Origin of the sequence: Neisseria sicca (genome assembly GCF_017753665.1) — a bacterium.
Classification (GTDB): domain Bacteria; phylum Pseudomonadota; class Gammaproteobacteria; order Burkholderiales; family Neisseriaceae; genus Neisseria; species Neisseria flava.
The window spans coordinates 510,463-532,029 of sequence record NZ_CP072524.1 but is presented as its reverse complement, the minus strand read 5'-3'; the positions used below and the strand labels follow the sequence as shown (position 1 = coordinate 532,029).

Below are 21,567 nucleotides of genomic sequence, written 5' to 3'. Positions count from 1 at the left end.
TCTGAAACAGACTTCTGTGTTTCAGACGACCTTTTATCAAATTTATGATTCTCTGGTTAAAAGATTTAATGCTTCCCGATATTTATCAACTGTTTTCTGAATAACATCGCCAGGGACTTCCGGTGCCGGAGCTTTTTTGTTCCAACCGCTTTGCTCCAGCCAATCTCGAACAAATTGCTTGTCAAAAGACGGTGGATTGGTGCCGACTTGATATTGATCCGCCGGCCAAAAGCGGCTGGAATCGGGTGTCAGTACTTCATCCATCAGGGTTAACGTACCGTTTTCATCCAGCCCGAATTCAAATTTGGTATCGCATATGATGATACCGCGTGATTTTGCATATTCTGCGGCTTCCGTATAAAGCTGAATCGCTTTAGCGCGTACTTGAGCCGCCAGCTCTTTACCGATAATGCGTTCACATTCTTCAAAACTGATATTTTCATCATGATCGCCAACGGCAGCCTTGGTAGACGGAGTAAAAATCACTTCCGGAAGCTGCTGCGCTTCTTTCACCCCTTCGGGAAGTTTGATGCCGCAGACAGAACCGTTTTTTTGGTAATCTTTCCACCCGCTGCCCGCTAAATAACCGCGCACAATCGCCTCTACTTTGACAGGGGTCAGTTTCTTGGCAACAACCGCACGTTTCTCGATGGCTTTGGCTTCATGTTCGGGCAACACGTCATAAACCGTATCGCCGGTAAAGTGATTAGGCATGATATGCGCCAGTTTTTTAAACCAGAAATTGGAAATCTGCGTCAGCATTTCTCCTTTCCCCGGAATCGGATTGTCTAAAATCACATCAAATGCAGACAAGCGGTCTGACGCAACCATCAACATGCGTTTACTGTCGATCTCGTATAAATCGCGCACTTTTCCAGAGTAAATTTTTTTCAAGCTAATTTCGGACATTTCGGGCTTCTCCCTTCACTGACTTGGTTTAAACAGGATTCCGTTATTTTATCCGAATTTGGATTTTGGGGTCAGATTGTTTACAAAATAGGTCGTCTGAAAACGTTTTGCATGAATGCAGACGCTTTCAGACGACCTTATCAAGCCTAAGTATAACTAATAATCAAAGATTAGATGTTAGGAACCTGGGTTTGTTGTTGGATGCTGTTTACAGCTGACAGAGAGTAGTAATCACCATGACCGGTTACTTCGTAAGTGCTGCCATCGGCAAACTTGAAGTTTTCGATCTTATGGTTGTTACCGGAGAACCAGTCATCAATGGTAACAGTGTCACCGCCGCCGACAGATACGGTCAGGTTGTTGCCTGATTTGCTCAACAATACGTCGGAAGCAGAAATACCTTTGCCGAATTGCAGGGTATCGTTACCGCTTTCGTCTTGGATGGTATCGCGGCCGTAACCTTTGTCGAAGAAGTAAGTGTCGTTGCCGGTACCGCCAATCAGGACATCATTGCCAATGCCGCCGTCGAGGTAGTCGTTACCGTCTTTACCAACCAGACAGTCATCGCCTGCCAAGCCGTACAAGTGGTTGTCGCCGGAGTTACCGTTGATGTCGTTATTCAGAGCGTTACCGGTACCGTTGAGGTTGCCGGAACCTTGCAAGAACAGGTGTTCAACGTTGTCGGTCAGAGTGTAGTCGATTACGCTGCGAACAGTATCGATACCGCCGTTCAGATTACCGTATTCGATAACTTCGTCGCCTTTGTGGTCAACAAAGTAAACGTCATTACCGTCGCCACCACGCATGATGTCAGCGTCAGCACCACCGTTCAGATAGTCGTTACCATCACCACCTTGCAGGTAGTCTTTACCGGCTTGACCATACAGGGAGTCGCCGTTGTTACCGCCTTGCAGAGTGTCATTGCCGTCACCACCGTAAATTACGTCAGCACCGTCACCGCCGTAAATTACGTCTTCGCCGCTGGTACCGTAGATAGTATCTTTCTTATCGGTACCCACAGTTTTGGTTGCACCCTTTTTATCTTTAGTTGAACCGTCAACATGGATAATGTTGCCTGGATTTTTATCAACATTACCATAAGTGTTGTTTTGATTATGGTCATCAACGCAATCTTTGCAGTCTTTATCGTTAGGTTTAGGCTGCGGTTTTGGTTGCGGCTTAGGTTGTGGTTGAGGTTGAGGTTGCGGCTTAGGTTGTGGTTGAGGTTGTGGTTTTTGTGGTTCAACCGGTGGGAAGTTTGGTTCCAAAGGCTTCTGAGGAGCTGGTTTTGGAGCCGGTTTTGGATAATAAGGCTTACCCGGATTGCAATCAAACTTGATTACAACGCATTTGTAAGCTACTTTTGGAGGTGGGCAGTACGCACCATGACCAATTTTGCCATGATGTACTTTGATACCGTGAGAAGAGCCGTAGTTATGGAAACTACCTTTGTAACCGAAACCACCATGGCTCGGGGGGCAGTAAGGATTGTAGGATTTAACCGGAGGGCAGTATGAGTTGAAGTGGGCTTTAGAAGAATAGCCGCCATAATGATAAGTCATGATAAATCACTCCCAGAATATATGTAATTAAGAAGCATAGGCTTTTTGACAAAATGAAAACTGATCAAACTGCCTACACTGTTATTCTAGTGATATTTCATGATTAACTGTTTTTCAATTCGCTAACGGTTGAAATTTCAGACGAATGGAAACCTTTTTTAAAACAATCAAATCCAAATTGACAATTTATCCTGATGATAATTCCTTTTTAAAAAACAAGATATTGATTATTTTTTGAAATAATATTATTTATTTCAACGTACTATTTATTTCACTTTCCACAACAGGGATCCCTTTTTTCCCCTTCAAACAAAATTTTTCATAATTCATCTTATCTTACCACCAAATATTAGCGAGATATTACAACGCTCTCATCTCCCCTCGTTCAAATTTTCCGATAAACACAAGTTCAAAACGGTGAAGGCGTAAAATGCTGTTAAGAGCTGATGTTTGCTCTATAATGATGGGCATCTTGCTGAAACAATATTCATTAAGGAGATATATCATGAGGACTTTGCTGACAGGCTCTAAAGGACAACTCGCACACTGCTTCCGTGACCGACTTCCTGATAATTGGGAGCTGATTGCCACTGACTCCTCTTCTTTAGATATTACGGATGCCGATGCCGTTCGCAATATGGTCCAAAGCTTTCAACCCGATGCGATTGTCAATACCGCCGCCTATACCGCTGTTGATCGTGCAGAGACAAACGTCCCTGCCGCATTTGCCGTCAACGCTGCAGCTGTTCACAATCTTGCCGACGCAGCACGTTCGGTTCATGCCCGATTTATCCACATATCGACTGATTACGTTTTCGACGGGACAAGCAAAACACCCTACCGTGAACATGACTACACCAATCCACAAAGCGTATACGGCCGCACCAAAGCTGCCGGTGAACTACTCGCGCTTGCCGCTAATCCTGAAAGCACCATTATCCGTACCTCTTGGCTATTTAGCGAATACGGCAACAATTTTGTTAAAACCATGCTGCGTTTGACAAAAGAACGAGACAGTCTTTCCGTTGTCAACGATCAAATCGGATGCCCGACCTATGCGGGGGATTTGGCGCAAGCCATCATTACACTTTTGCAACACCCATCACCTTCCAGAGGAATCTACCACTTCGGCGGCAACAAATCGGTTACTTGGTATGAATTCAGCCAAGCTATCTTTCAAACGGCACTAAAACATGACAATAATTTCAAAATGCCGAAATTAACACCCATCACCACCGACCAATATCCTCTTCCTGCACCACGTCCCGAGTACAGCATTATGGATTGTCACAAAATCGAAAACGATTACGGCATCAAACCCTCTGACTGGCAAAAAGCCTTAAACGACATCATCGGTAAATTGGACTAATCCTCACTAAAAAGCCCCTGATAACAGGGGCTTTTATATGAACGTCAAACCTTACGAAACAAGTATTTAACTTTACACAATTCATCTTTTAATCTAAATAAAAAACAGCTATCATCCTAACCTAACATCTCACAATATATTGAATAATCGATAAAAGACCAATAAACAATCAACGACAGGATTATTAAACGGTAAATGCACGATTTGATTTATCTTCCGTTTCAGAATAATCCTTTAAATCACAGAAAGGAAAAATAATGCCACATCGCAGACGACTGGCTATTTACCAAGCCGCAAAACGTGCTTCCTTCACCGGAAAACCGGTTGCTCCAACTACACCCGTAGCCGGTTAAACAAAACAGAGGAGATGATGCTTACCCCTCATGATATTTCAAAGGCTGTCTGAAATAAAAAATCAGGCAGCCTTTTATTCATATAGCGGTAGCGTAAGAACAAAATCTTGAAATTCTTTGAAAATTTTTCAGACGAGCTGTTTTCAATTATCGAAACAAACTTATCAAAACAGAAATACTTTCAGCAGTTATACCCATTACATTTTGTTTCCAAGAAGGTTTTCAATTTTTCCTCATCCAAAAACCAATGGCAAATTTCTGTTTGGCCATCCAGCAAAACAGGGACAAGTTCATTATATTTTTCTTCCAAGACAGGATCTTCATCAACATCAAGAATTTCCAGCTCAAAGCCAAATCTTTCTTGATACGGTTTAAGCTGTTCGCGCATTTTGTGGCAGAGGCTGCAATATTCGCGAAACATCAACGTCAGTTTCATAATAGACTCTTTACTGTAAACGGAAATCGAGATTGTAAGGTATAGCCGATTAACTTCAAAACGGCGGTGCGGCATATACCGTTTTATTTTAGAGTAGATATAAAAAGGTCGTCTGAAACCAAAGATTTTGGTTTCAGACGACCTTTTTGAATTCTAGATGAAATTAAGACTGAACATTAATGCCGGCGGTAATGGTAGTTTGGGCATTGTTGATATTCAGAAACGAAGCAGCCAATTCGCTGCAACACCCACAGCAAGTAGCTACTCCTAATTGAGCCTGTAAATCGCTCATCGTACTTGCGCCGGCGGCGATGGTTTCTTTGATTTCGTGGTCGGTAATGGCGTTGCAGATGCAGACAAACATAATGTACTCCGTGTTTTCTTTCGCTCGGTATTGATAGTGTGTTTTATTCTTAAACATGAATATAAATAAAAACTGTTTGCATTGCAAGGTTTACCTCTTGGTTTATCTTGGTAATTTTCTATTGAAATCCATATTTCGATTGATATTTTCCAAAATAACTTATTTTGAATGTTTAATGCCATATCAACAAAAAAGTCGTCTGAAAACGAGATTTCCGTTTTCAGACGACCTTTTTTAATCGGCTCGTTTAGTTTCGCGAATGGTGTTCGTCAACAATGTTTTTCAAACGGATGTTGGCGACGTGGGTATAGATTTGGGTGGTGTTGATGTTGGTGTGTCCAAGCATGAGCTGTACGGCGCGCAAATCGACGCCGTGATTGACGAGGTGGGTAGCGAAGGCGTGGCGCAGGCCGTGCGGGCTGAGAGAGGTGATGCCGGCGGTTTCGGCGTAGTTTTTAACAATCATCCACGCGAGTTGGCGGGAGATGCCGCTGCGTTTTTGGCTGACGAAGACTTCGTCGCAGATTTTGTTTTTGAGCAGCAGCGGGCGCGATTCGGCGCAATAGCGTTCGACCCAGTAAACGGCTTCTTCGCCCATAGGCACGATACGCAGTTTGTCGCCTTTGCCTATGGTGCGGATGCAGCCTCGGTTGAGGTCGAGATCACCCAGTTGGAGCTTGACGGCTTCGGTTACGCGTAAACCTGTGGCGTACATGACTTCGAGCAGGGCTTTGTCGCGCAGGCCGTGCGGCGTATGGGTATCGGGCGCGGCGAGCAGGTTTTCGATTTGCGCTTCGGTAATCAGTGTGGGCAGCTTTTGCGTCTGTTTCGGGGCTTTGAGGAAACGGGTCGGGTTGTCCGTCCGCCGCTCGGTCTCTTCCAACCAGGCGTATAGGCGTTTGCAGGCGGACAGGGCGCGCGCCTGCGAGCTGTGTTTTTCGTCTGCCGCATAGACGGCGTCCGCTAAATCGGCGGCTTCGGCATCCAGCCAGGTATGTCCGCCCGCTTCCAAGCGCGCGGCGATTTTTTCCAGATCACGGCGGTAGCCTTGCAAGGTGTTATGGCTGAGACGGTCTTGCAGCCACAGGGATTCGAGCAGTTTGTCTATGAGTTCGTCGGTCATGGGGTTTTACGGGCAGTCCGAAGATGGTGTGTATCGTGGATTTAATATGAATCAGGACAAGCAACCCTGCCCTGATTGACGTCCACTATAAAAGGTCGTCTGAAAATGAAAACCTGCTTGAGCAGAACCCGCCATGTTCGTTTTCAGACGACCTTGGATTCGGATTTCAAGTGCAACACTAGTGTATCAGTGGTTTGAACAGATTCAAGAATAAAACACTTGGCGTTTCGTAGCCAAGTGTTTTTCTTGGCCGGTGGTTCAACTCATCTTGAACCCTGCGTATCTCCCGATCGCTGATGTTTCGGAAATCGGTTTGCTTGGGGAAATATTGTCGGATGAGTCCGTTGGTGTTCTCATTCAGCCCTTTCTCCCAAGAATGGTAGGGGCGGCAAAAATAAGTCTCCGCTTTCAATGCTTTGGCTATTTTGGTGTGTTGGTAAAATTCTTTACCGTTGTCCATGGTGATGGTGTGGACTCTGGCTTTATGTGCCCTTAATACCCTAATGGCTGCCAGAGCAGTGTCTTCGGCTTTGAGGCTGTCCAATTTGCAGATGATGGTGTAGCGGGTAACGCGTTCGACCAAGGTCAGTAATGCGCTTTTCTGTCCTTTGCCGACGATGGTGTCGGCTTCCCAATCGCCGATGCGGGCTTTCTGGTCGACGATGGCGGGTCGGTTTTCTATGCCGACGCGGTTGGGCACTTTGCCTCTGGTCCATGTGCTGCCGTAGCGTTTGCGGTAGGGTTTGCTGCATATTCTGAGGTGTTGCCACAAGGTGCCGCCGTTGCTTTTGTCTTGGCGGAGGTAGCGGTAAATGGTGCTGTGGTGGAGTGTTATCCCGTGATGTTTGCGCAGGTAGGCGCATACTTGTTCGGGACTGAGTTTGCGGCGGATAAGGGTGTCGATGTGTTGAATCAGCTGCGAATCAAGCTTATAGGGCTTTCGCTTACGCTGTTTGATAGTCCGGCTCTGCTTCTGTGCTTTTTCGGCACTGTATTGCTGCCCTTGGGTGCGGTGCCGTCTGATTTCGCGGCTGATGGTGCTTTTGTGGCGGTTAAGCTGTTTGGCGATTTCTGTGACGGTGCAGTGGCGGGACAGGTATTGGATATGGTATCGTTCGTCTTGGGTCAGTTGTGTGTAGCTCATGGCAATCTTTCTTGCAGGAAAGGCCGTATGCTACCGCATACTGGCCTTTTTCTGTTAGGGAAAGTTGCACTTCAAATGCGAATCCGCCGACCTTTTGCTGCATTACGGTTTATCGTGACAGCGTTTCCAAAACTTCCTGCGCGTGTCCGGCGACTTTGACTTTGCGCCATTCATGGATGATTTCGCCGTTTGCGTCCAATACGAAGGTGCTGCGTTCAATGCCCAAAGACTCTTTGCCGTACAGTTTTTTCAGCTTGATCACGTCAAACATTTTGCACACGGTTTCGTCTTTGTCGCTCAACAATTCAAAATTGAAGCCTTGCTTGGCGCAGAAATTCTGATGCGATTTCACGCCGTCGCGCGAGATGCCGACGACGGTGTAGCCGAGTTCTTTGAATTGTGGTAAACGGGCGTTGAAATCTAAGCCTTCGGTGGTGCAGCCGGGCGTGCTGTCTTTGGGGTAGAAATAAACAATCAGCGGCAGATGTTCGGCAGAATCGAAGTCGTTGCCGCTGCTTGAGGGCAAAGTGAATCGGTATTGGGTCATGATGTCTCCTTTCAGACGACCTAAGACGGAAACGTAGAAGCGGGCAAGGAATAAAATGAATCCCAACATAGCCGCTTCGGCGTTTCACCACAATCTTACAAACTGCGTCAGCGTTCGCTCAAATTCAGATAATTGCGCGTTCCCTGCAAATCGTTCAGCGCATTGAGCAACAGTTGGAAATGTTCGTCATTGCCTTGCAAGTCCAACTCGTCAGCATTGACGGTCAGCAGCGGGGCGTTTTGATAAAGGTGGAAAAACTGGCTGTATCCCTCGTGTATCCGCCCCAAATAGCCTTCGGGGAAAAGATTGATGATGCCGTCGCTGCGTTTTTGCAGGCGTTTGCGGTTTCCGTCCACGGCGGTTTGCAGGTAGATCACCAAATCGGGCGCGGGATACTGCGGCAGGATTTTTTGTTTCAAATCGGCGAAGAGCTGCTGCTCGTCTTCATTCAACACGACCGGCGTGAAAATCCGGTCTTTTTCCAACAGGAAATCGGCGACCACCATGCCGCCTTGTGCGTATTCGTTTTTGATGATGTCCACGCTTTCGGCGCGGCGCATCAGGAAAAAAAGCTCGGTTGCCAAGCCGTGATGGGAGGCGTTGGCGTAAAACTTCATGAGGAAGGGGTTGTGTTCGGGGTTTTCCGCCAGCGACAGCGCGCTGAAATGTTCTGCAAGGCGGCGGCTCAAGGCGTTTTTCCCGCTGCCGATGGAGCCTTCGACGACAATATAACGGTAGTTCATGGTTTGATTAATGATTTTGTTTTGATATTTTGGAAAGAGGCATTTTATCAGACCGACGGAATTTGCCCAAACCTGCCGCCGTCCTTCTTGAAAGGTCGTCTGAAAAAGGAAACTGCCAAGCCATTTCCCTTTTCAGACGACCTCTTGAACCTAGCTTGCTTCAAATAGAAACTTCGACACGCGATCAAAGCAAACAGGCGTTTTTATTTCACTACCTTGCTTCAAACAGCTTCCAACAGACGTATGCCTTCATCTCCCAAAGCAGCCGCCAAAGCAGCCGCCCGTCCGTGTCCGCCCAAAACAAAATCGGGCAGGATTTCAGCCAGCGGCTTCATCACAAAGCTGCGTTCGTGCGCGCGCGGATGCGGCAGGGTCAGATGCGGGTCGTCGCTGGAGATGCCGTCAAAATCGATGATGTCCAGGTCCAATGTGCGCGGGGCGTTTCGGAACGTGCGTTCCCGCCCGAAATCCGCCTCGATGCGGTTCAACACGGCAAGCAGCGAAACGCCGTCTAATGAAGTGCGGACGGAACAAACGGCGTTGACGAAATCAGGCTGATCGTCGTAGCCGACCGGCGCGGTCACATACAGCGAGGAAGTTTTTTCGATTTGAATCTGCGGATGCGCCTCCAGCGCGGACAAGGCGGCGCAGACCTGGCGGGCAGGTTCGGCAAGGTTGCTGCCCAAGGCGATGACGGCAAAATGGGTTTGCGGCATTTTCAGACGACCTTTTTAAAACGGCAGCGTTTTGGTTTTAGCAAGATAGACGATGCAACCGACGCAAGCCATTGCCAAAACATAAACGGTATAAAACTTCGGCGAACGCGGACGGGCGCGCATCATGACCATGCCCAAGCCGATGTAAACCAACAGCAGCAGGATTTTGCTGCCGAGCCAGGGCGCGTTGAAGGGCGAAAAGTGGGTAATCTTCATCAGCCACAAGCCGGTAAAGAGCAGCATGGTGTCGTTGAGATGGGGAAGGGCTTTCCAGATACCCGCCAAAGGTTTATCGGGATGCCGCCAAAGCAGGAAAAAGCGGATATTGAACACCAAAATGGTGATGGTGACGAAAATCTGATGGCTGTATTTTACAAACAGATATTGCATAGCGGTCGCACGTTATTGTTTTTGAAAGAAGCGCCTATTCTACCCCAAACATTCATTCTTGACGTAACTTTTCAAACGCCAACAAATACGGCGGGCAGTTGCGGCGGTTGATAAAACCATAACGCAAAACGGCAAATTCATCCTGCGGCAACCGCTGCGCCCAATCTTCGATTGCCTGCGCTTCATGCTGCCCCGCCTCATGTCCCGGATACAGGACGGCAACCGCCAGCCCGCCCGTTTTCAGCAGCGATAAGGCGGATGTCAACGCGCGGATACTGGTTGCCGCTTCTGTCGTACAACTCTTATCGCCTCCGGGCAGCCAGCCGAAATTGAATACCGCCGCGTCCAACGGTTCGCGGATATGGGCGGCAAGGTTTTCATGTCCGTCCCATATCAGTTCCACCCTATCCGCCATGCCTGCTTCTTCCAAGCGCATTCGCGTGTTTGCCAATGCCTGCTCTTGAACGTCAAATGCCCACACTTTCCCGCCGCTGCCGACCGACCGCGCCAGCATCAGCGTATCGTTGCCGTTTCCCGCCGTGCCGTCTAAAGCGCGGGCATCGGGTTTTAAGGCTTGTTTAAGAAGCGCGTGTGCAAAAGGGAGGATGTTTTCGAGCTGCATAAGATGAAACCGTACAGAGGTCGTCTGAAAATAAAAATACCTTACCGACCAAGCGGTAAGGTATCAGAATCGATTAATGCGTTACATACATTATTCGGCAGGTTGTTGCACGGTCTCAACTTGAACCGGAGCAGCCGCAGCAGCTTGGGGTTTGTTCTCGTGTTGCAGGCTCACGGCACGGGCAGGAACGATAGTTGAAATCGCGTGTTTATAAACCATTTGGGTAACGGAAGTATTACGCAGCAGAACGACGTATTGGTCAAACGACTCGACTTGGCCTTGCAGTTTGATACCGTTGACCAAATAAATCGAAACCGGAACGTGCTCTTTACGCAACGCATTCAAAAAAGGATCTTGTAACATTTGTCCTTTAGCTGTCATATTCATAAGCTCCATTATTATGATTTTGAAATCGTTTTGAAAACGAACATGAGTCGGATTGTAGACCCGAACAAGAAAAATTACCAACTATTTTTCCGTAAGAATATGCAAACATCTATCAAACAACGGGCTTCTCAACGATTTTTTACCCTAATGTATTAAAAATTCATTTCAATACAAACAATTTTTGCAATCAGACATACGGCGGAGGATTTGGATTTTCAGACGACCTTGCCATTAAACAAAATCCTTTTATTACAAAATCTTAGCCAACCAACTCCAAAAAGGCTTCATCCCCAACCGCCCTACTCGTTCCGGCTGCAATCTAAAAGGGGGGGCACCTCGCGGCGCGCCCCTTGTTTCGTCAGATTTATTTGCTGTGCTGTTTTTTCACGCTGACTTTGGTTTTCTTTTTAAAACGGTTTTTCTCTTCCTTACGGCCTTCGCGTTTCTCGATACGGTTGCTCAGGCTGACGCGGCGCAGCGGTTTTTTCTTCGGCTTGTCTTCCGCATTTTCATACGGGTTTTCCGAAACATTGTATTGAATCCGCAGCGGCGTACCTTGCAGATTGAAGGCTTTGCGGAACGTCTGGGTCAGGTAGCGCGTATAGCTGTCGGAAATCGCGTGCAGCGAATTGCCGTGCACCACAATCACGGGCGGATTCATGCCGCCTTGGTGGGCATAGCGCATTTTCGGGCGCACCAAACCTGCGCGCGGCGGCTGTTGGCGTTCGACGGCGCTTTGCAGGACGCGGGTGATTTTCGGTGTCGGCATTTTGATCATGGCGGCGTTGTAGGCTGCCTGAATACTGTCGAACAATCCGTCGATGCCGCGTTCTTTCAATGCGGAAATGAAGTGGAACTTGGCAAAATCGAGGAAATACAGTTTGCGGGAAATGTCGCGTTTGATCTGCTCGCGGCGCTCTTCGCTGATGCCGTCCCATTTATTGACGGCAACCACCAGCGCGCGCCCTGCTTCCAAGGCAAAACCGGCAATCGTGGCATCTTGGTCGGCGATGTCCTGCTGCGCGTCCAATACCAAAACGGCAACGTTTGCCGCCTCAACCGCCTGCATGGCTTTGATAACGGAGAACTTTTCCACCGCCTCGTCAACTTTGCCGCGACGGCGCACGCCTGCGGTATCGATGATGGTAAACGGTTTGCCTTCGCGTTCGAAATCGATGTGGATACTGTCGCGCGTCGTGCCAGCCATATCGAAGGCAATCACGCGCTCTTCGCCGAGAATGGCGTTAACTAGCGTAGATTTGCCGACATTCGGACGACCGATAACGGCAAAGACAGGATGCTTGACTTCTGTTTCTTCGGCTTCTGGCTCAGGGAATTTTTCTAAAATTTCTTCAATCAGGTAATACACACCGTCGCCGTGCGCGCCGGAAATAACGTGCGGCTCACCCAATGCCAATTCATAAAACTCGGCGGCAAGCACGGCTCTGTTGCCACCCTCGCCTTTGTTTACCGCCAGATAAACGGGACGCGGGCTTTGGCGCAAGCGGTCGGCGATGATTTTGTCTTGCGGGGTCAGACCGGTGCGACCGTCCACCAAGAACACGACGGCGTCGGCTTCATCGACAGCCTGCAAAGTCTGCTTCGCCATTTCATGCAAAATCCCGCTGTCCACAACCGGCTCAAAACCGCCGGTATCGATGACGAGATAAGGTTTGCTGCCGATTTTACCGTGTCCGTAATGGCGGTCGCGGGTCAGGCCGGGCAGGTCGTGCACAAGCGCGTCTTTGGTGCGCGTCAGGCGGTTGAACAAGGTGGATTTGCCGACATTTGGGCGGCCGACAAGGGCGATGGTGGGTTTCATGATGGAGTCTTTCTGTGTCAAGTGTCGGTTCGGAAGCGAACCTGCAACACGAGCAGGTGTTTTTCAAAACACGGTGGGTTAAAAAGGATAAGGGGTCGTCTGAAAATATAGTGGATGAAAATTGCAATGATACGGCATTGCCAACGTCCTTATGTACGATCTATACACGGCGGACATTGCCGCCTTGTCTCATTTTTATTTTAATCCGCTGAGACCTTTGCAAAAATAGTCTGTTAACGAAATTTGACGCATAAAAATGCGCCAAAAAATTTTCAATTGCCTAAAACCTTCCTAATATTGAGCAAAAATTAGGAAAAATCAGAAAAATTTTGCATTTTGAAAATGAGATTGAGCATAAAATTTTAGTAACCTATGTTATTGCAAAGGTCTCCCGCTATATAAAGTGGAACACAATTAAAACAGACAAGGCTTGCCGGAAAGATTCCGACAAGCCGCATACGTCTCTCAATTTTTCAGACGACCTTATTTTTGCGAATCCAGCTTCATTTGCAGCAATTCGCGTTCAATGGCGTCTTTTGGCAGCTTTTCCAAAGCCTGCTGATAGCTTTGCGCGGCTTCTTTGGTTTTGTTTTGCGCGGCGTAAACATCGCCTTTCGCTTCCAACAGCAGCGGCTCGAAATCGGCTTCAACTTTGGTGTTCAATGCTGCAATCGCGGCATCGTATTTTTTCTGCTGCAACAAAACGATACCCAAACGCTGCGCCGCCAATGCTTGAACCAGCGGGGCTTTTTGGTTTTGCAACACCCAGTTCAGATGACCTTCAGCCACGTCGTAACGGCGGGCATCATATTCGGTCGCAGCTGCCATCAGCGTCGCTTGCGCTGCGGCAATGGAATCAGAATAGTTTTGCTGAAGATTGGTCAAATCGGCGTTAACTTCGGCTTGCGAGGCTTTTGCCTGCATTTTATCGACGATTTTCGCCAATACCGCAGCAGCTTCCTGATTTTTCGAGGCTTTATGGCTTTTATACATGGTATAGCCCAAATAGCCCAACGCCGCCGCCATCAGCAGGGCAAACAGCCATCGGCCGGTAGTTTTCCAAAAGTATTTAAAATTGTCTAACTCTTGTTGTTCTTCGAGATGGGCTGCCATTTATGCGTTCTTCCATTGTTGTAAAGTGTGGATTAAATCGTCGGTGGCGACGGTTTGCTGACCGTGTGCACCGTTCATATCTTTAAGTGTAACCGTACCGTTCGCCAATTCGTCTTGCGCGACAATCAGGGCAAAGCGCGCGCCGCTGTTGTCGGCTTTTTTCATTTGCGCTTTCAGGCTTTGATAGCCGGAATGCTGCATCACGTTGAAACCTTGTGCGCGTAGGGCTTGTGCGTATTTCATCACTTGCAAATCCGCGCCCTCGCCCTGATGCATGGCGTACACGTCAGGCGCGGCATTGACTTCCAGCGAACCGTATTCGCTAACCAGCAGCAGCAAACGCTCGATACCCATTGCAAAACCAATGGACGGAGCGGGCTTGCCGCCGAGTTCTTCAATCAAACCGTCGTAGCGTCCGCCGCCGCACACCGTAGCCTGCGCGCCGAGTTTGTCGGTCGTCCATTCAAAAACAGTCTGGTTGTAATAATCCAAGCCGCGCACCAGTCGCGGATTTTCAACATATCGGATGCCCAAGCCTTCCAGCATGGCTTTGAAACGGCTGTAATGATTGCGCGACTCTTCGCCCAGATAATCGGTCAGATGCGGCGCGGCATTGCAGATTTCCTGCAAATCGGGATTTTTGGAATCCAAAACGCGCAACGGATTGGTTTTCAGACGACGTTTGCTGTCTTCGTCCAATTTGTTTTCATAACGGGTCAGATATTCGACCAAAGCCGCACGGTGCGCCGCACGTTCTTCGCGATTGCCCAAACTGTTGATTTCCAAAGTCAGGTAATCGCGGATACCCAGCTTGTCCCATAAATCCGCCGACATGGCGATGATTTCGGCGTCGATGTCCGGACCTTCAAAACCCAACGCCTCGATGCCGACTTGATGAAACTGGCGGTAGCGTCCTTTTTGCGGGCGTTCGCGGCGGAACATCGGCCCCATGTACCACAGCTTTTGCGGGCTGTTGTACAACAAATTGTGTTCGACCACCGCGCGCAGGCAGGATGCCGTACCTTCCGGCCGCAGGCTCAGGCTCAAAGAATCGTTGGAATCGGAAAAAGTATACATTTCCTTGCCGACCACATCGGTTTCTTCACCGATGGAGCGGACAAACAAACCCGTCTGCTCGACAATAGGCGTACGGATTTGCTGATAACCATAAGCACGCGTCCAGCTGCCGACCACATCTTCAAACGCCTGCCAAAACGCAGCGGTCAGCTTGAAATCTTTCTGTTCGACGGGCAAAAGGTCGTTCATGCCTTTGACGGATTGGATTTTTTGTGCCATTTCAAATAGGGATACCGGAATCAAAATAGTCGGCAATTATAGCTGATTTTTAAGGAGTTGTGAGGTTTGGGCAACGAAGGATTTGAGCGAAAAGGTCGTCTGAAAAAATTTTCAGACGACCTTTTCGCTCAAATTCAAAATGCACGCCACCATTTTATCTGTCAGACTGCGAACTCCGTCTGACGTTTCGGACTTCGAGTAAAAAACGACGTATCACGTTCAGCATCCTCTCTATAAATAATTTGTATAAAAGTTAACACTATCAGCATAATATTCATAAAAAATAAATATACGCAACATATATCATCTTGACTGCCGTGTATCTCACCATTTCACATAACGAACAAATATGTGAACATTAATAAAAAAGATAACAAAATAATAGATGAACTCACACCAACCATTTTTACAAGCAAATTTTATATATAATTTGCGTAAAATAATATTGAATGCAATCATCAAAGCAAATGTTATGTAAAAATTTGACATTTCGCATCACCATTCAACTAGGAGTCAGCGGCTGCTTTCTTGATGGAGAAGGTTCGGATCAATATGATGGTGCATATCCACCGACAGCTCCTTCTACAACTCTGCCAACAGCCAACAAATGATTTAATAAAGCCGGATTTTTACCGTCCTAAACAGCATTATAATTAATCCCTAATTGATATTTGATAGGCTCTTATCCTTGGCTTTATTTTTAGCATACCATTTAAATTACGGCTTTCCACCCATAAATAACTGACGTTATCATACAATTCTGCCTTTTCGCTTATGACATAACGTATGCCTACCATACTCAAACCCATATTCGTATTTCGATTATTTTTTCGAAGTTCAGCTGGAATGGAAATAAAACTTGCTGAGCCTTTTTGGATATAGATAGTAGAAGATAATTCCGAATGCCGACTTTCACTACTTATAGTGGATTAACTTTAAACCAGTACGGCGTTGCCTCGCCTTGCCGTACTATCTGTACTGTCTGCGGCTTCGTCGCCTTGTCCTGATTTAAATTTAATCCACTATACATAACTGACAGCATATCATGATTTGACCTTTCCCCTATCAATCTACAATGACTCTAAATTTAAAGGAAGTTCAGCTAAAGCAACAGACGGCACAAGGGAAAAATTGGGATTAAAATATTTTTCATGTCTTTCTCTATTTCTCACCATATTTTTTCAAAAATTAATTTCTCAAATATTTATTGTCAACAATTTTTTTTGTAAATTTTTTAAAATAAATGATGACAAAATCCAAATTAAAAGCTTAAAGCCGTTTAGACAGTTGAGTTTATCAATTACAGAACCATTCAATCATTTTCAGACAATTTTTTCTATAAGCAATCCGCCACATGAAAAAACCTTCTAATCCCCTCCCCCTTTTAAACGGTGTAAAGCCCAGCTATTTGGTGCTGCCGCATGAAAAAGAGTTTTACGGCCTGCCGCTCCTGCATTTTCTCTGCACACGTTTTCCTTTTGTCGGTGAAGAAAATTGGCGCAGGCGGCTGAACAGCGGTTTTGTGGTAGGTGCGGACGGGGCACCGTTTAACGAGCATACGGTGTTTGAAGCGGGCAAGATGATGTTTTATTACCGTGAAACCAGCAGAGATAGCGAACCGCGGATTCCGTTTGAAGAGAAGATTCTGTTTGTTGATGAGCATCTTATTGTGGTTGATAAACCGCATTTTCTACCCGTCATCCCCAGCGGGCGTTTTTTGCGTGAAACGCTGCTGACCCGCCTGCGCCTGCGGCCGGAATTGCAGCATTTGAATGTAGCGGACATTACGCCGATTCACCGCTTGGATAAGGATACGGCAGGGGTCATGCTACTGTCGCACAATCCTGCCACACGCCGAGATTATCAAACCATGTTCCAAAATAAAACTGTCTGCAAAACTTATGAGGCAATCGCGCCGACGCGGACGGATTTGGCTTATCCGCTAAATGTTTCTTCACGCATGGTGCGTGGGGAAAAGTTTTTTACGACACTTGAAGTGGAAGGTGAGCCGAACGCGCACACAACAATCGAGCTTATCGAAAACCGCGGCGCGTTCAGCCTCTACCGCCTTACGCCGCATACAGGGAAGAAACACCAACTGCGCGTGCATATGATGAGCCTGGGCATGCCGCTGATGAACGATGCGCTTTATCCCGTTCCGTCTGCGGCGGGTGATGAGGATTATGGGAAACCTTTAAAACTTTTGGCAAAACGAATTGAGTTTACCGATCCTGTCAGCGGACAGGCACGGATGTTTGAAAGCGGTTTTAAGTTGTAGCGATAGGGTTGTTTTTGATAAAGGTCGTCTGAAACGGATTTCAAGCTTTTCAGACGACCTTTTTAAATGTTAGGTTTTGAGCCGATCTATCCTTAACTAAAACCACCTGTTAACAGGACATTTTTCTTCATATTTGGCTAAATCACTCGATTTTATCTTGTTTAAAGACACTAATTTTCTACATAATTTCTGAAATCTACCGAAAGATTCGCAATCTCCGGCGACAGAAGCATAAAACCATAGATACTGATCAATTTCCTCAAAGGAAGATAGTTTGCAAATATTATCTATCTGATTTTCCATGCTTCTATCGGCTATGTCGTATTGTTCATTATCATATAGGTTATCTAACTTCGATTCAAACTCTTCAAAATTTTTAAAAATCATCTCTATATTCTTGGTTAATTGAATTATATTTCAGATTCTTATAAAAGAATTTCCTCTAAAATATTAATTATTTTTCTGCTAAAAGGATGTTCATGTGTATCCGGTAATATAAGAGTGTAGTAATACATTTCATGAAGTATAAAAATATTCTTTCTCAAGATACTGTCTTTAGGACAGTCATCATATAGGTCTTCATATCCATCATAATACGCATAATCTGCCATTGTATTCATTCTTAATGAACGATAGTACTGGCATGCCAATGATATTTGGCCTTCTCCATGTTGATCGAGTTTATAAGCATTCTCTTCTGAGAAATTCTCCATTTCATGATCTTTAACATACCCATAAAAAAAACTGCCATCAAATAGTTTGTCATCCTCATAAATAATGCAATTTGGCCATAGCTCAGCTATTGCTTTATTGAAACCATTCAAAACAATATCAGGTTTTTTATTTGAGACAACAAAGTATTCTATTCCTGTTATATTCATATCAATAATCCCGTGTTAATTATTTAGCAGTTTTAACATGCTCTAACATTTGGTGCTGAGTTACAAGTAAATTTGTTGGAGAGGCGGTAACGATAAATCTTTCACGATCTCCATCATAAGGACGGGAAAAGAAACTGTCTGACGACAAAAAATCAACCACGGGTTGCGCTGATTCAAGTATTTGGTTCCAATTCTTTTTCATTTTTTTTGCCTCTTGACTCAAATTTTACAAGCACCAAGCCCGGGAATATTCGTTTACGGGGCGCGGGCGAGATGAAAAATATTCGGTTTATATTATCCATCTGTCTTTGGGCTGACAACTGTTATAGTGGATTAACTTTAAACCAGTACGGCGTTGCCTCGCCTTAGCTCAAAGAGAACGATTCTCTAAGGTGCTGAAGCACCAAGTGAATCGGTTCCGTACTATCTGTACTATCTGCGGCTTCGTCGCCTTGTCCTGATTTAAATTTAATCCACTATATCCAAACAAAAGGGTCGTCTGAAAAAGGTTCCAAGCTTTTCAGACGACCTTTGGTTTTGTACGAACGGTAAGCCTGCCTATAACAGCGGACTCATCAGGCGGACGGTATTTTCTATCAGCCCGCGGAATTTGGAGCGTTGCTGCCATGCTTTGACGGTGATGTAGCTGCTGTTTTTGAGGTAGTCGCGTTGGAGGTTGCAGATTTGTTTGGTGATGTCGCGGTCGTAGATGGCGAGGCTGATTTCGAGGTTGAGGAAGAAGCTGCGCATGTCCATGTTGACCGTGCCGAAGAGGACGTAGTCTTCGTCTATGGTCATGGTTTTGGCGTGTAGCAGCCCGCCTTCGAACATGGCGATTTTGACGCCTGCGTCGAGCAGCATGGGGTAGTAGGCGCGGGAGGCGTAGCGTACCATGAGGGAATCGACTTTGGCAGGCAGGATCAGGGTAACTTTGACTCCGCGTTTGGCGGCGATGGTCAATGCCATCAGGAGGGGTTCGTCGGGGACGAAATAGGGGGTGGTGATGGTGATTTGTTTGGTGGCGGCGTAAATCGCGCTGATGATGGTTTCGTAAATGACGTGGCTGCCTTGTTCTGGCGCGGAGGGGATGACTTGGGCAACGATGTCGCCCTGCTGCATTTTTTCGGGAAGGATTTCGGGAATGCGCTCTTGTGCCTGTGTCAGATATTGCTGTACGCCTTCGAGGTTTTCGTCTGTTTCGACGGCGAGGTCGGCAAAGAAGACGGCGGAGAGTTCGAGTACCAGCGGGCCGGTGCAGCGCATCATGACGTCCACCCATTCGCCGACGCCTGAATCTTTTTTGAAGAAGCGGGGATCGACGAGGTTGAAGCTGCCGGTGTAGCCGATTTTGCTGTCGATGACGAGGATTTTGCGGTGGTTGCGCAGGTCGGTGCGGGTGAAGAAGGTGCGCCAGACGCCGACGGGCAATGAGGCGTGGACTTCTACGCCGGCTTCGCGCAGGGTTTCTACCCAGCCGCTGTCGAAAAAGCGGCTGCTGCCGACGGCGTCGGCGAGGATGGCGCAATCCAAACCTCTGTCGGCGGCGGCGAGGAGTTCGTTTAACAGTTCTTCTATCCTGCCTTCGGGTTCGATGATGTAGAAGGCGAGCATGCAGGAATGGCGGGCGGCGCGGATGTCGGCAAGCATGGTGTCGATGATTTCATCGGTGGTGGACAGCAGCGTCATGGCGTTGTTGCGCGTCGCGCCAAGTCCCGTTCCGCTCGCAGCGACTTTGCTGATGCCGTGATAACGGGATTTGACTTTGTCGCCGATATCAAGGTAAAGGTTAGACAGGTAAGTTTCGACGAAACCTTGATAAAAACGGTTCATCTCGTCCGTACGCTTTGCCCGCGCCGTGCCGAGCCGCGGCTCGCCGATAAGCAGGTAGGCAATGGTGCCGAAGACAGGGAAAAGGAAGAGGATAATCAGCCAGGCAAACGTGGAGCCAATGTTTTTTTGTTTGTACAACACGCGCAAGACGCAGCCGAGCGCGGCGCAGGTGTGGGCGAAAATGAAGATTTCTGTCCAGGTGATGTCTTTTAGAAAAGTCATGTTCGATAGGCGGTAGAGGAATGTCGGGAGCGGATGTATAGTGGATTAACTAAATCAGGACAAAGCGACGAAGCCGCAGACAGTACAGATAGTACGGAACCGATTCACTTGGTGCTTCAGCACCTTAGAGAATCGTTCTCTTTGAGCTAAGGCGAGGCAACGCCGTACTGGTTTAAAGTTAATCCACTATATTTTTGAGTCTGACTGGTTTGAGGCGGTAAGGTTCAGATGATGAGTATATACAAAGGTCGTCTGAAAAACGAGTATGGCGATTTTTCAGACGACCTTTTACGTTACACGCTCAATCAAGCGTGATATTGGCGCGACAGTTCGTGTACGGTATCGACTAAGATTTTGGCGTGTTCGGGGTCGGCGTGTTGGTTGATGCCGTGTCCGAGGTTGAAGACATGGCCGCTGCCGTTTCCGTAGTCGGCTAGGATGCGCGCGACTTCGGTGCGGATGGATTCAGGCGTGCCAAAGAGGGCAAACGGGTCGAAGTTGCCTTGCAGGGCGACTTGGTTGCCGACGCGGCGGCGTGCTTCGCCGATGTTGCACGTCCAGTCCAAGCCCAATGCGTCTGCGCCGATTTCCGCCATGCCCTCCAGCCACAGCCCGCCGCCTTTGGCAAACACGATAACGGGAACGCGTCTGCCTTCGCTTTCGCGTTTCAAACCAGCAACGATTTGGCGGATGTATTTGAGGCTGAATTCTTTAAACGCCGCATCGCTCAGGACGCCGCCCCAAGTGTCGAAAATCTGCACGGCCTGCGCGCCCGCGTCGATTTGGGCGTTGAGGTAGGCGGTAACGGCTTGGGCGTTGGTGTCGAGGATTTTGTGCAGCAAATCGGGACGCGAGTACATCATGGTTTTGATGGTGCGGAATTCTTTGCTGCTGCCGCCTTCGACCATATAGCAGGCGAGCGTGAACGGGCTGCCGGAGAAACCGATAAGCGGTACGCGGCCGTCCAATGCTTTGCGGATGGAGCCGACGGCGTCAAAGACGTATTGCAGTTTTTCCATATCGGGAACTTGCAGCTTGGCAATGTCGGCTTCGTGTTGCAAGGCGCGTTCGAATTTCGGGCCTTCGCCTTCGGCAAAATACAGACCCAAGCCCATTGCGTCGGGGACGGTCAGGATGTCGGAGAACAGAATCGCCGCGTCCAAATCGAAGCGGTCTAAGGGCTGGATGGTGACTTCGGTCGCCAATTCGGTGTTTTTACACAAATCGAGGAAGCTGCCCGCTTTCGCGCGTGTGGCTTTGTATTCGGGCAGATAACGCCCCGCCTGACGCATCATCCAAATCGGTGTGTATTCGACGGGCTGTTTGAGCAGGGCGCGGAGAAAGGTGTCGTTTTTCAAAGAGGTCATGTGGGGCTTTCGGTTTGTTTGTAAAACGGGGAAGGAAAACGGTTTTCAGACGACCTTTGCGGCGGTTTCCGCAATGAAAGGTCGTCTGAAAAG

22 protein-coding genes and 1 pseudogene are annotated in these 21,567 nt (G+C 47.7%); 2 read left to right on the top strand and 21 right to left on the bottom strand.

Translation table 11 applies throughout. From position 1 onward, the window contains the following. Positions 1–42: 42 nt before the first annotated feature. Together J7445_RS02535 and J7445_RS02530 are read right to left on the bottom strand one after the other, a co-directional pair. On the bottom strand, positions 43–909 hold the full coding sequence (locus J7445_RS02535; RefSeq protein WP_070655329.1) for a phosphoribosylaminoimidazolesuccinocarboxamide synthase: 867 nt from the start codon (positions 907–909) through the stop codon (positions 43–45). A 170-nt stretch (positions 910–1,079) separates the two neighbouring features. Next, positions 1,080–1,928: a calcium-binding protein gene (locus J7445_RS02530; protein ID WP_070655327.1), complete on the bottom strand. Its 849-nt coding sequence runs from the start codon at positions 1,926–1,928 to the stop codon at positions 1,080–1,082. A 1,048-nt stretch (positions 1,929–2,976) separates the two neighbouring features. Here J7445_RS02530 and rfbD point away from each other — a divergent pair. Beyond that, complete coding sequence (gene rfbD, locus J7445_RS02525; RefSeq protein WP_070655323.1) at positions 2,977–3,840, top strand: dTDP-4-dehydrorhamnose reductase; 864 nt, start codon at positions 2,977–2,979, stop codon at positions 3,838–3,840. Between the two features lie 534 nt (positions 3,841–4,374). Here the strand turns inward: rfbD and J7445_RS02520 are convergent. From J7445_RS02520 to hisS, 13 genes are all read right to left on the bottom strand, one after another. Continuing rightward, positions 4,375–4,629, bottom strand: a complete 255-nt coding sequence (locus J7445_RS02520; protein WP_070655321.1) for a glutaredoxin family protein — start codon at positions 4,627–4,629, stop codon at positions 4,375–4,377. A gap of 163 nt (positions 4,630–4,792) precedes the next feature. After that, positions 4,793–4,993 carry a (2Fe-2S)-binding protein gene (locus J7445_RS02515; protein ID WP_016686532.1) on the bottom strand — a complete coding sequence of 67 codons (201 nt, stop codon included), beginning with the start codon at positions 4,991–4,993 and terminating at the stop codon, positions 4,793–4,795. A 247-nt stretch (positions 4,994–5,240) separates the two neighbouring features. Beyond that, a complete protein-coding gene (xerD, locus tag J7445_RS02510; RefSeq protein WP_209283121.1) occupies positions 5,241–6,116 on the bottom strand; it encodes a site-specific tyrosine recombinase XerD in 876 nt (291 codons plus the stop codon). A gap of 178 nt (positions 6,117–6,294) precedes the next feature. Further along, positions 6,295–7,260: an IS30 family transposase gene (locus J7445_RS02505; protein ID WP_209282829.1), complete on the bottom strand. Its 966-nt coding sequence runs from the start codon at positions 7,258–7,260 to the stop codon at positions 6,295–6,297. Between the two features lie 109 nt (positions 7,261–7,369). Beyond that, a complete protein-coding gene (locus J7445_RS02500) occupies positions 7,370–7,807 on the bottom strand; it encodes a peroxiredoxin (protein WP_003742666.1) in 438 nt (145 codons plus the stop codon). Positions 7,808–7,914: 107 nt separating this feature from the next. Beyond that, on the bottom strand, positions 7,915–8,550 hold the full coding sequence (locus J7445_RS02495; protein WP_209283120.1) for a deoxynucleoside kinase: 636 nt from the start codon (positions 8,548–8,550) through the stop codon (positions 7,915–7,917). A gap of 221 nt (positions 8,551–8,771) precedes the next feature. Then, positions 8,772–9,266 carry a 2-amino-4-hydroxy-6-hydroxymethyldihydropteridine diphosphokinase gene (gene folK / locus J7445_RS02490; RefSeq protein WP_070492956.1) on the bottom strand — a complete coding sequence of 165 codons (495 nt, stop codon included), beginning with the start codon at positions 9,264–9,266 and terminating at the stop codon, positions 8,772–8,774. 15 nt (positions 9,267–9,281) lie between these two features. Next, entirely contained in the window at positions 9,282–9,656 is a 375-nt protein-coding gene (locus J7445_RS02485; protein WP_049226782.1) for a SirB2 family protein, read from the bottom strand. 52 nt (positions 9,657–9,708) lie between these two features. After that, on the bottom strand, positions 9,709–10,278 hold the full coding sequence (gene mnmM / locus J7445_RS02480) for a tRNA 5-(aminomethyl)-2-thiouridylate-methyltransferase MnmM (protein WP_070656069.1): 570 nt from the start codon (positions 10,276–10,278) through the stop codon (positions 9,709–9,711). Positions 10,279–10,368: 90 nt separating this feature from the next. Then, positions 10,369–10,659, bottom strand: a complete 291-nt coding sequence (gene hfq, locus J7445_RS02475) for an RNA chaperone Hfq (protein ID WP_003755341.1) — start codon at positions 10,657–10,659, stop codon at positions 10,369–10,371. Positions 10,660–11,029: 370 nt separating this feature from the next. Next, entirely contained in the window at positions 11,030–12,487 is a 1,458-nt protein-coding gene (gene der, locus J7445_RS02470) for a ribosome biogenesis GTPase Der (protein WP_070656067.1), read from the bottom strand. A gap of 483 nt (positions 12,488–12,970) precedes the next feature. Continuing rightward, positions 12,971–13,600: a YfgM family protein gene (locus tag J7445_RS02465; protein WP_019270571.1), complete on the bottom strand. Its 630-nt coding sequence runs from the start codon at positions 13,598–13,600 to the stop codon at positions 12,971–12,973. After that, positions 13,601–14,896 carry a histidine--tRNA ligase gene (gene hisS / locus J7445_RS02460; protein ID WP_070656065.1) on the bottom strand — a complete coding sequence of 432 codons (1,296 nt, stop codon included), beginning with the start codon at positions 14,894–14,896 and terminating at the stop codon, positions 13,601–13,603. Positions 14,897–16,250: 1,354 nt separating this feature from the next. Here hisS and J7445_RS02450 point away from each other — a divergent pair. Further along, positions 16,251–17,174, top strand: coding sequence for an RluA family pseudouridine synthase (locus J7445_RS02450; protein WP_070656063.1), 924 nt, complete (start codon positions 16,251–16,253; stop codon positions 17,172–17,174). Between the two features lie 96 nt (positions 17,175–17,270). Here the strand turns inward: J7445_RS02450 and J7445_RS02445 are convergent, their stop codons facing one another. The 6 genes and pseudogenes from J7445_RS02445 to hemE all read right to left on the bottom strand — a co-directional run bounded on the left by J7445_RS02445 (position 17,271) and on the right by hemE (position 21,474). Then, positions 17,271–17,561, bottom strand: coding sequence for a hypothetical protein (locus tag J7445_RS02445; RefSeq protein ID WP_070656061.1), 291 nt, complete (start codon positions 17,559–17,561; stop codon positions 17,271–17,273). A gap of 38 nt (positions 17,562–17,599) precedes the next feature. After that, positions 17,600–18,055 (bottom strand): hypothetical protein, encoded by a 456-nt coding sequence (locus J7445_RS02440; RefSeq protein WP_070656059.1) that lies wholly within the window; start codon positions 18,053–18,055, stop codon positions 17,600–17,602. A gap of 19 nt (positions 18,056–18,074) precedes the next feature. After that, positions 18,075–18,257 (bottom strand): hypothetical protein, encoded by a 183-nt coding sequence (locus tag J7445_RS02435; protein WP_083310428.1) that lies wholly within the window; start codon positions 18,255–18,257, stop codon positions 18,075–18,077. A gap of 216 nt (positions 18,258–18,473) precedes the next feature. After that, positions 18,474–18,536, bottom strand: a pseudogene (locus J7445_RS12420) (transposase); the annotation flags it as partial. A 77-nt stretch (positions 18,537–18,613) separates the two neighbouring features. Next, positions 18,614–20,107 carry a cardiolipin synthase gene (cls, locus tag J7445_RS02430; protein WP_070656057.1) on the bottom strand — a complete coding sequence of 498 codons (1,494 nt, stop codon included), beginning with the start codon at positions 20,105–20,107 and terminating at the stop codon, positions 18,614–18,616. 305 nt (positions 20,108–20,412) lie between these two features. Then, positions 20,413–21,474: a uroporphyrinogen decarboxylase gene (gene hemE, locus J7445_RS02425; protein WP_039409976.1), complete on the bottom strand. Its 1,062-nt coding sequence runs from the start codon at positions 21,472–21,474 to the stop codon at positions 20,413–20,415. Positions 21,475–21,567: the final 93 nt, after the last annotated feature.

Coding starts and splice junctions, on each gene's coding strand:
- J7445_RS02535 (WP_070655329.1), bottom strand. CDS start 909: ATGTCCGAAATTAGCTTGAAAAAAATTTACTCTGGAAAAGTGCGCGAT.
- rfbD (WP_070655323.1), top strand. CDS start 2,977: ATGAGGACTTTGCTGACAGGCTCTAAAGGACAACTCGCACACTGCTTC.
- J7445_RS02520 (WP_070655321.1), bottom strand. CDS start 4,629: ATGAAACTGACGTTGATGTTTCGCGAATATTGCAGCCTCTGCCACAAA.
- J7445_RS02515 (WP_016686532.1), bottom strand. CDS start 4,993: ATGTTTGTCTGCATCTGCAACGCCATTACCGACCACGAAATCAAAGAA.
- xerD (WP_209283121.1), bottom strand. CDS start 6,116: ATGACCGACGAACTCATAGACAAACTGCTCGAATCCCTGTGGCTGCAA.
- J7445_RS02505 (WP_209282829.1), bottom strand. CDS start 7,260: ATGAGCTACACACAACTGACCCAAGACGAACGATACCATATCCAATAC.
- J7445_RS02500 (WP_003742666.1), bottom strand. CDS start 7,807: ATGACCCAATACCGATTCACTTTGCCCTCAAGCAGCGGCAACGACTTC.
- J7445_RS02495 (WP_209283120.1), bottom strand. CDS start 8,550: ATGAACTACCGTTATATTGTCGTCGAAGGCTCCATCGGCAGCGGGAAA.
- folK (WP_070492956.1), bottom strand. CDS start 9,266: ATGCCGCAAACCCATTTTGCCGTCATCGCCTTGGGCAGCAACCTTGCC.
- J7445_RS02485 (WP_049226782.1), bottom strand. CDS start 9,656: ATGCAATATCTGTTTGTAAAATACAGCCATCAGATTTTCGTCACCATC.
- mnmM (WP_070656069.1), bottom strand. CDS start 10,278: ATGCAGCTCGAAAACATCCTCCCTTTTGCACACGCGCTTCTTAAACAA.
- hfq (WP_003755341.1), bottom strand. CDS start 10,659: ATGACAGCTAAAGGACAAATGTTACAAGATCCTTTTTTGAATGCGTTG.
- der (WP_070656067.1), bottom strand. CDS start 12,487: ATGAAACCCACCATCGCCCTTGTCGGCCGCCCAAATGTCGGCAAATCC.
- J7445_RS02465 (WP_019270571.1), bottom strand. CDS start 13,600: ATGGCAGCCCATCTCGAAGAACAACAAGAGTTAGACAATTTTAAATAC.
- hisS (WP_070656065.1), bottom strand. CDS start 14,896: ATGGCACAAAAAATCCAATCCGTCAAAGGCATGAACGACCTTTTGCCC.
- J7445_RS02450 (WP_070656063.1), top strand. CDS start 16,251: ATGAAAAAACCTTCTAATCCCCTCCCCCTTTTAAACGGTGTAAAGCCC.
- J7445_RS02445 (WP_070656061.1), bottom strand. CDS start 17,561: ATGATTTTTAAAAATTTTGAAGAGTTTGAATCGAAGTTAGATAACCTA.
- J7445_RS02440 (WP_070656059.1), bottom strand. CDS start 18,055: ATGAATATAACAGGAATAGAATACTTTGTTGTCTCAAATAAAAAACCT.
- J7445_RS02435 (WP_083310428.1), bottom strand. CDS start 18,257: ATGAAAAAGAATTGGAACCAAATACTTGAATCAGCGCAACCCGTGGTT.
- cls (WP_070656057.1), bottom strand. CDS start 20,107: ATGACTTTTCTAAAAGACATCACCTGGACAGAAATCTTCATTTTCGCC.
- hemE (WP_039409976.1), bottom strand. CDS start 21,474: ATGACCTCTTTGAAAAACGACACCTTTCTCCGCGCCCTGCTCAAACAG.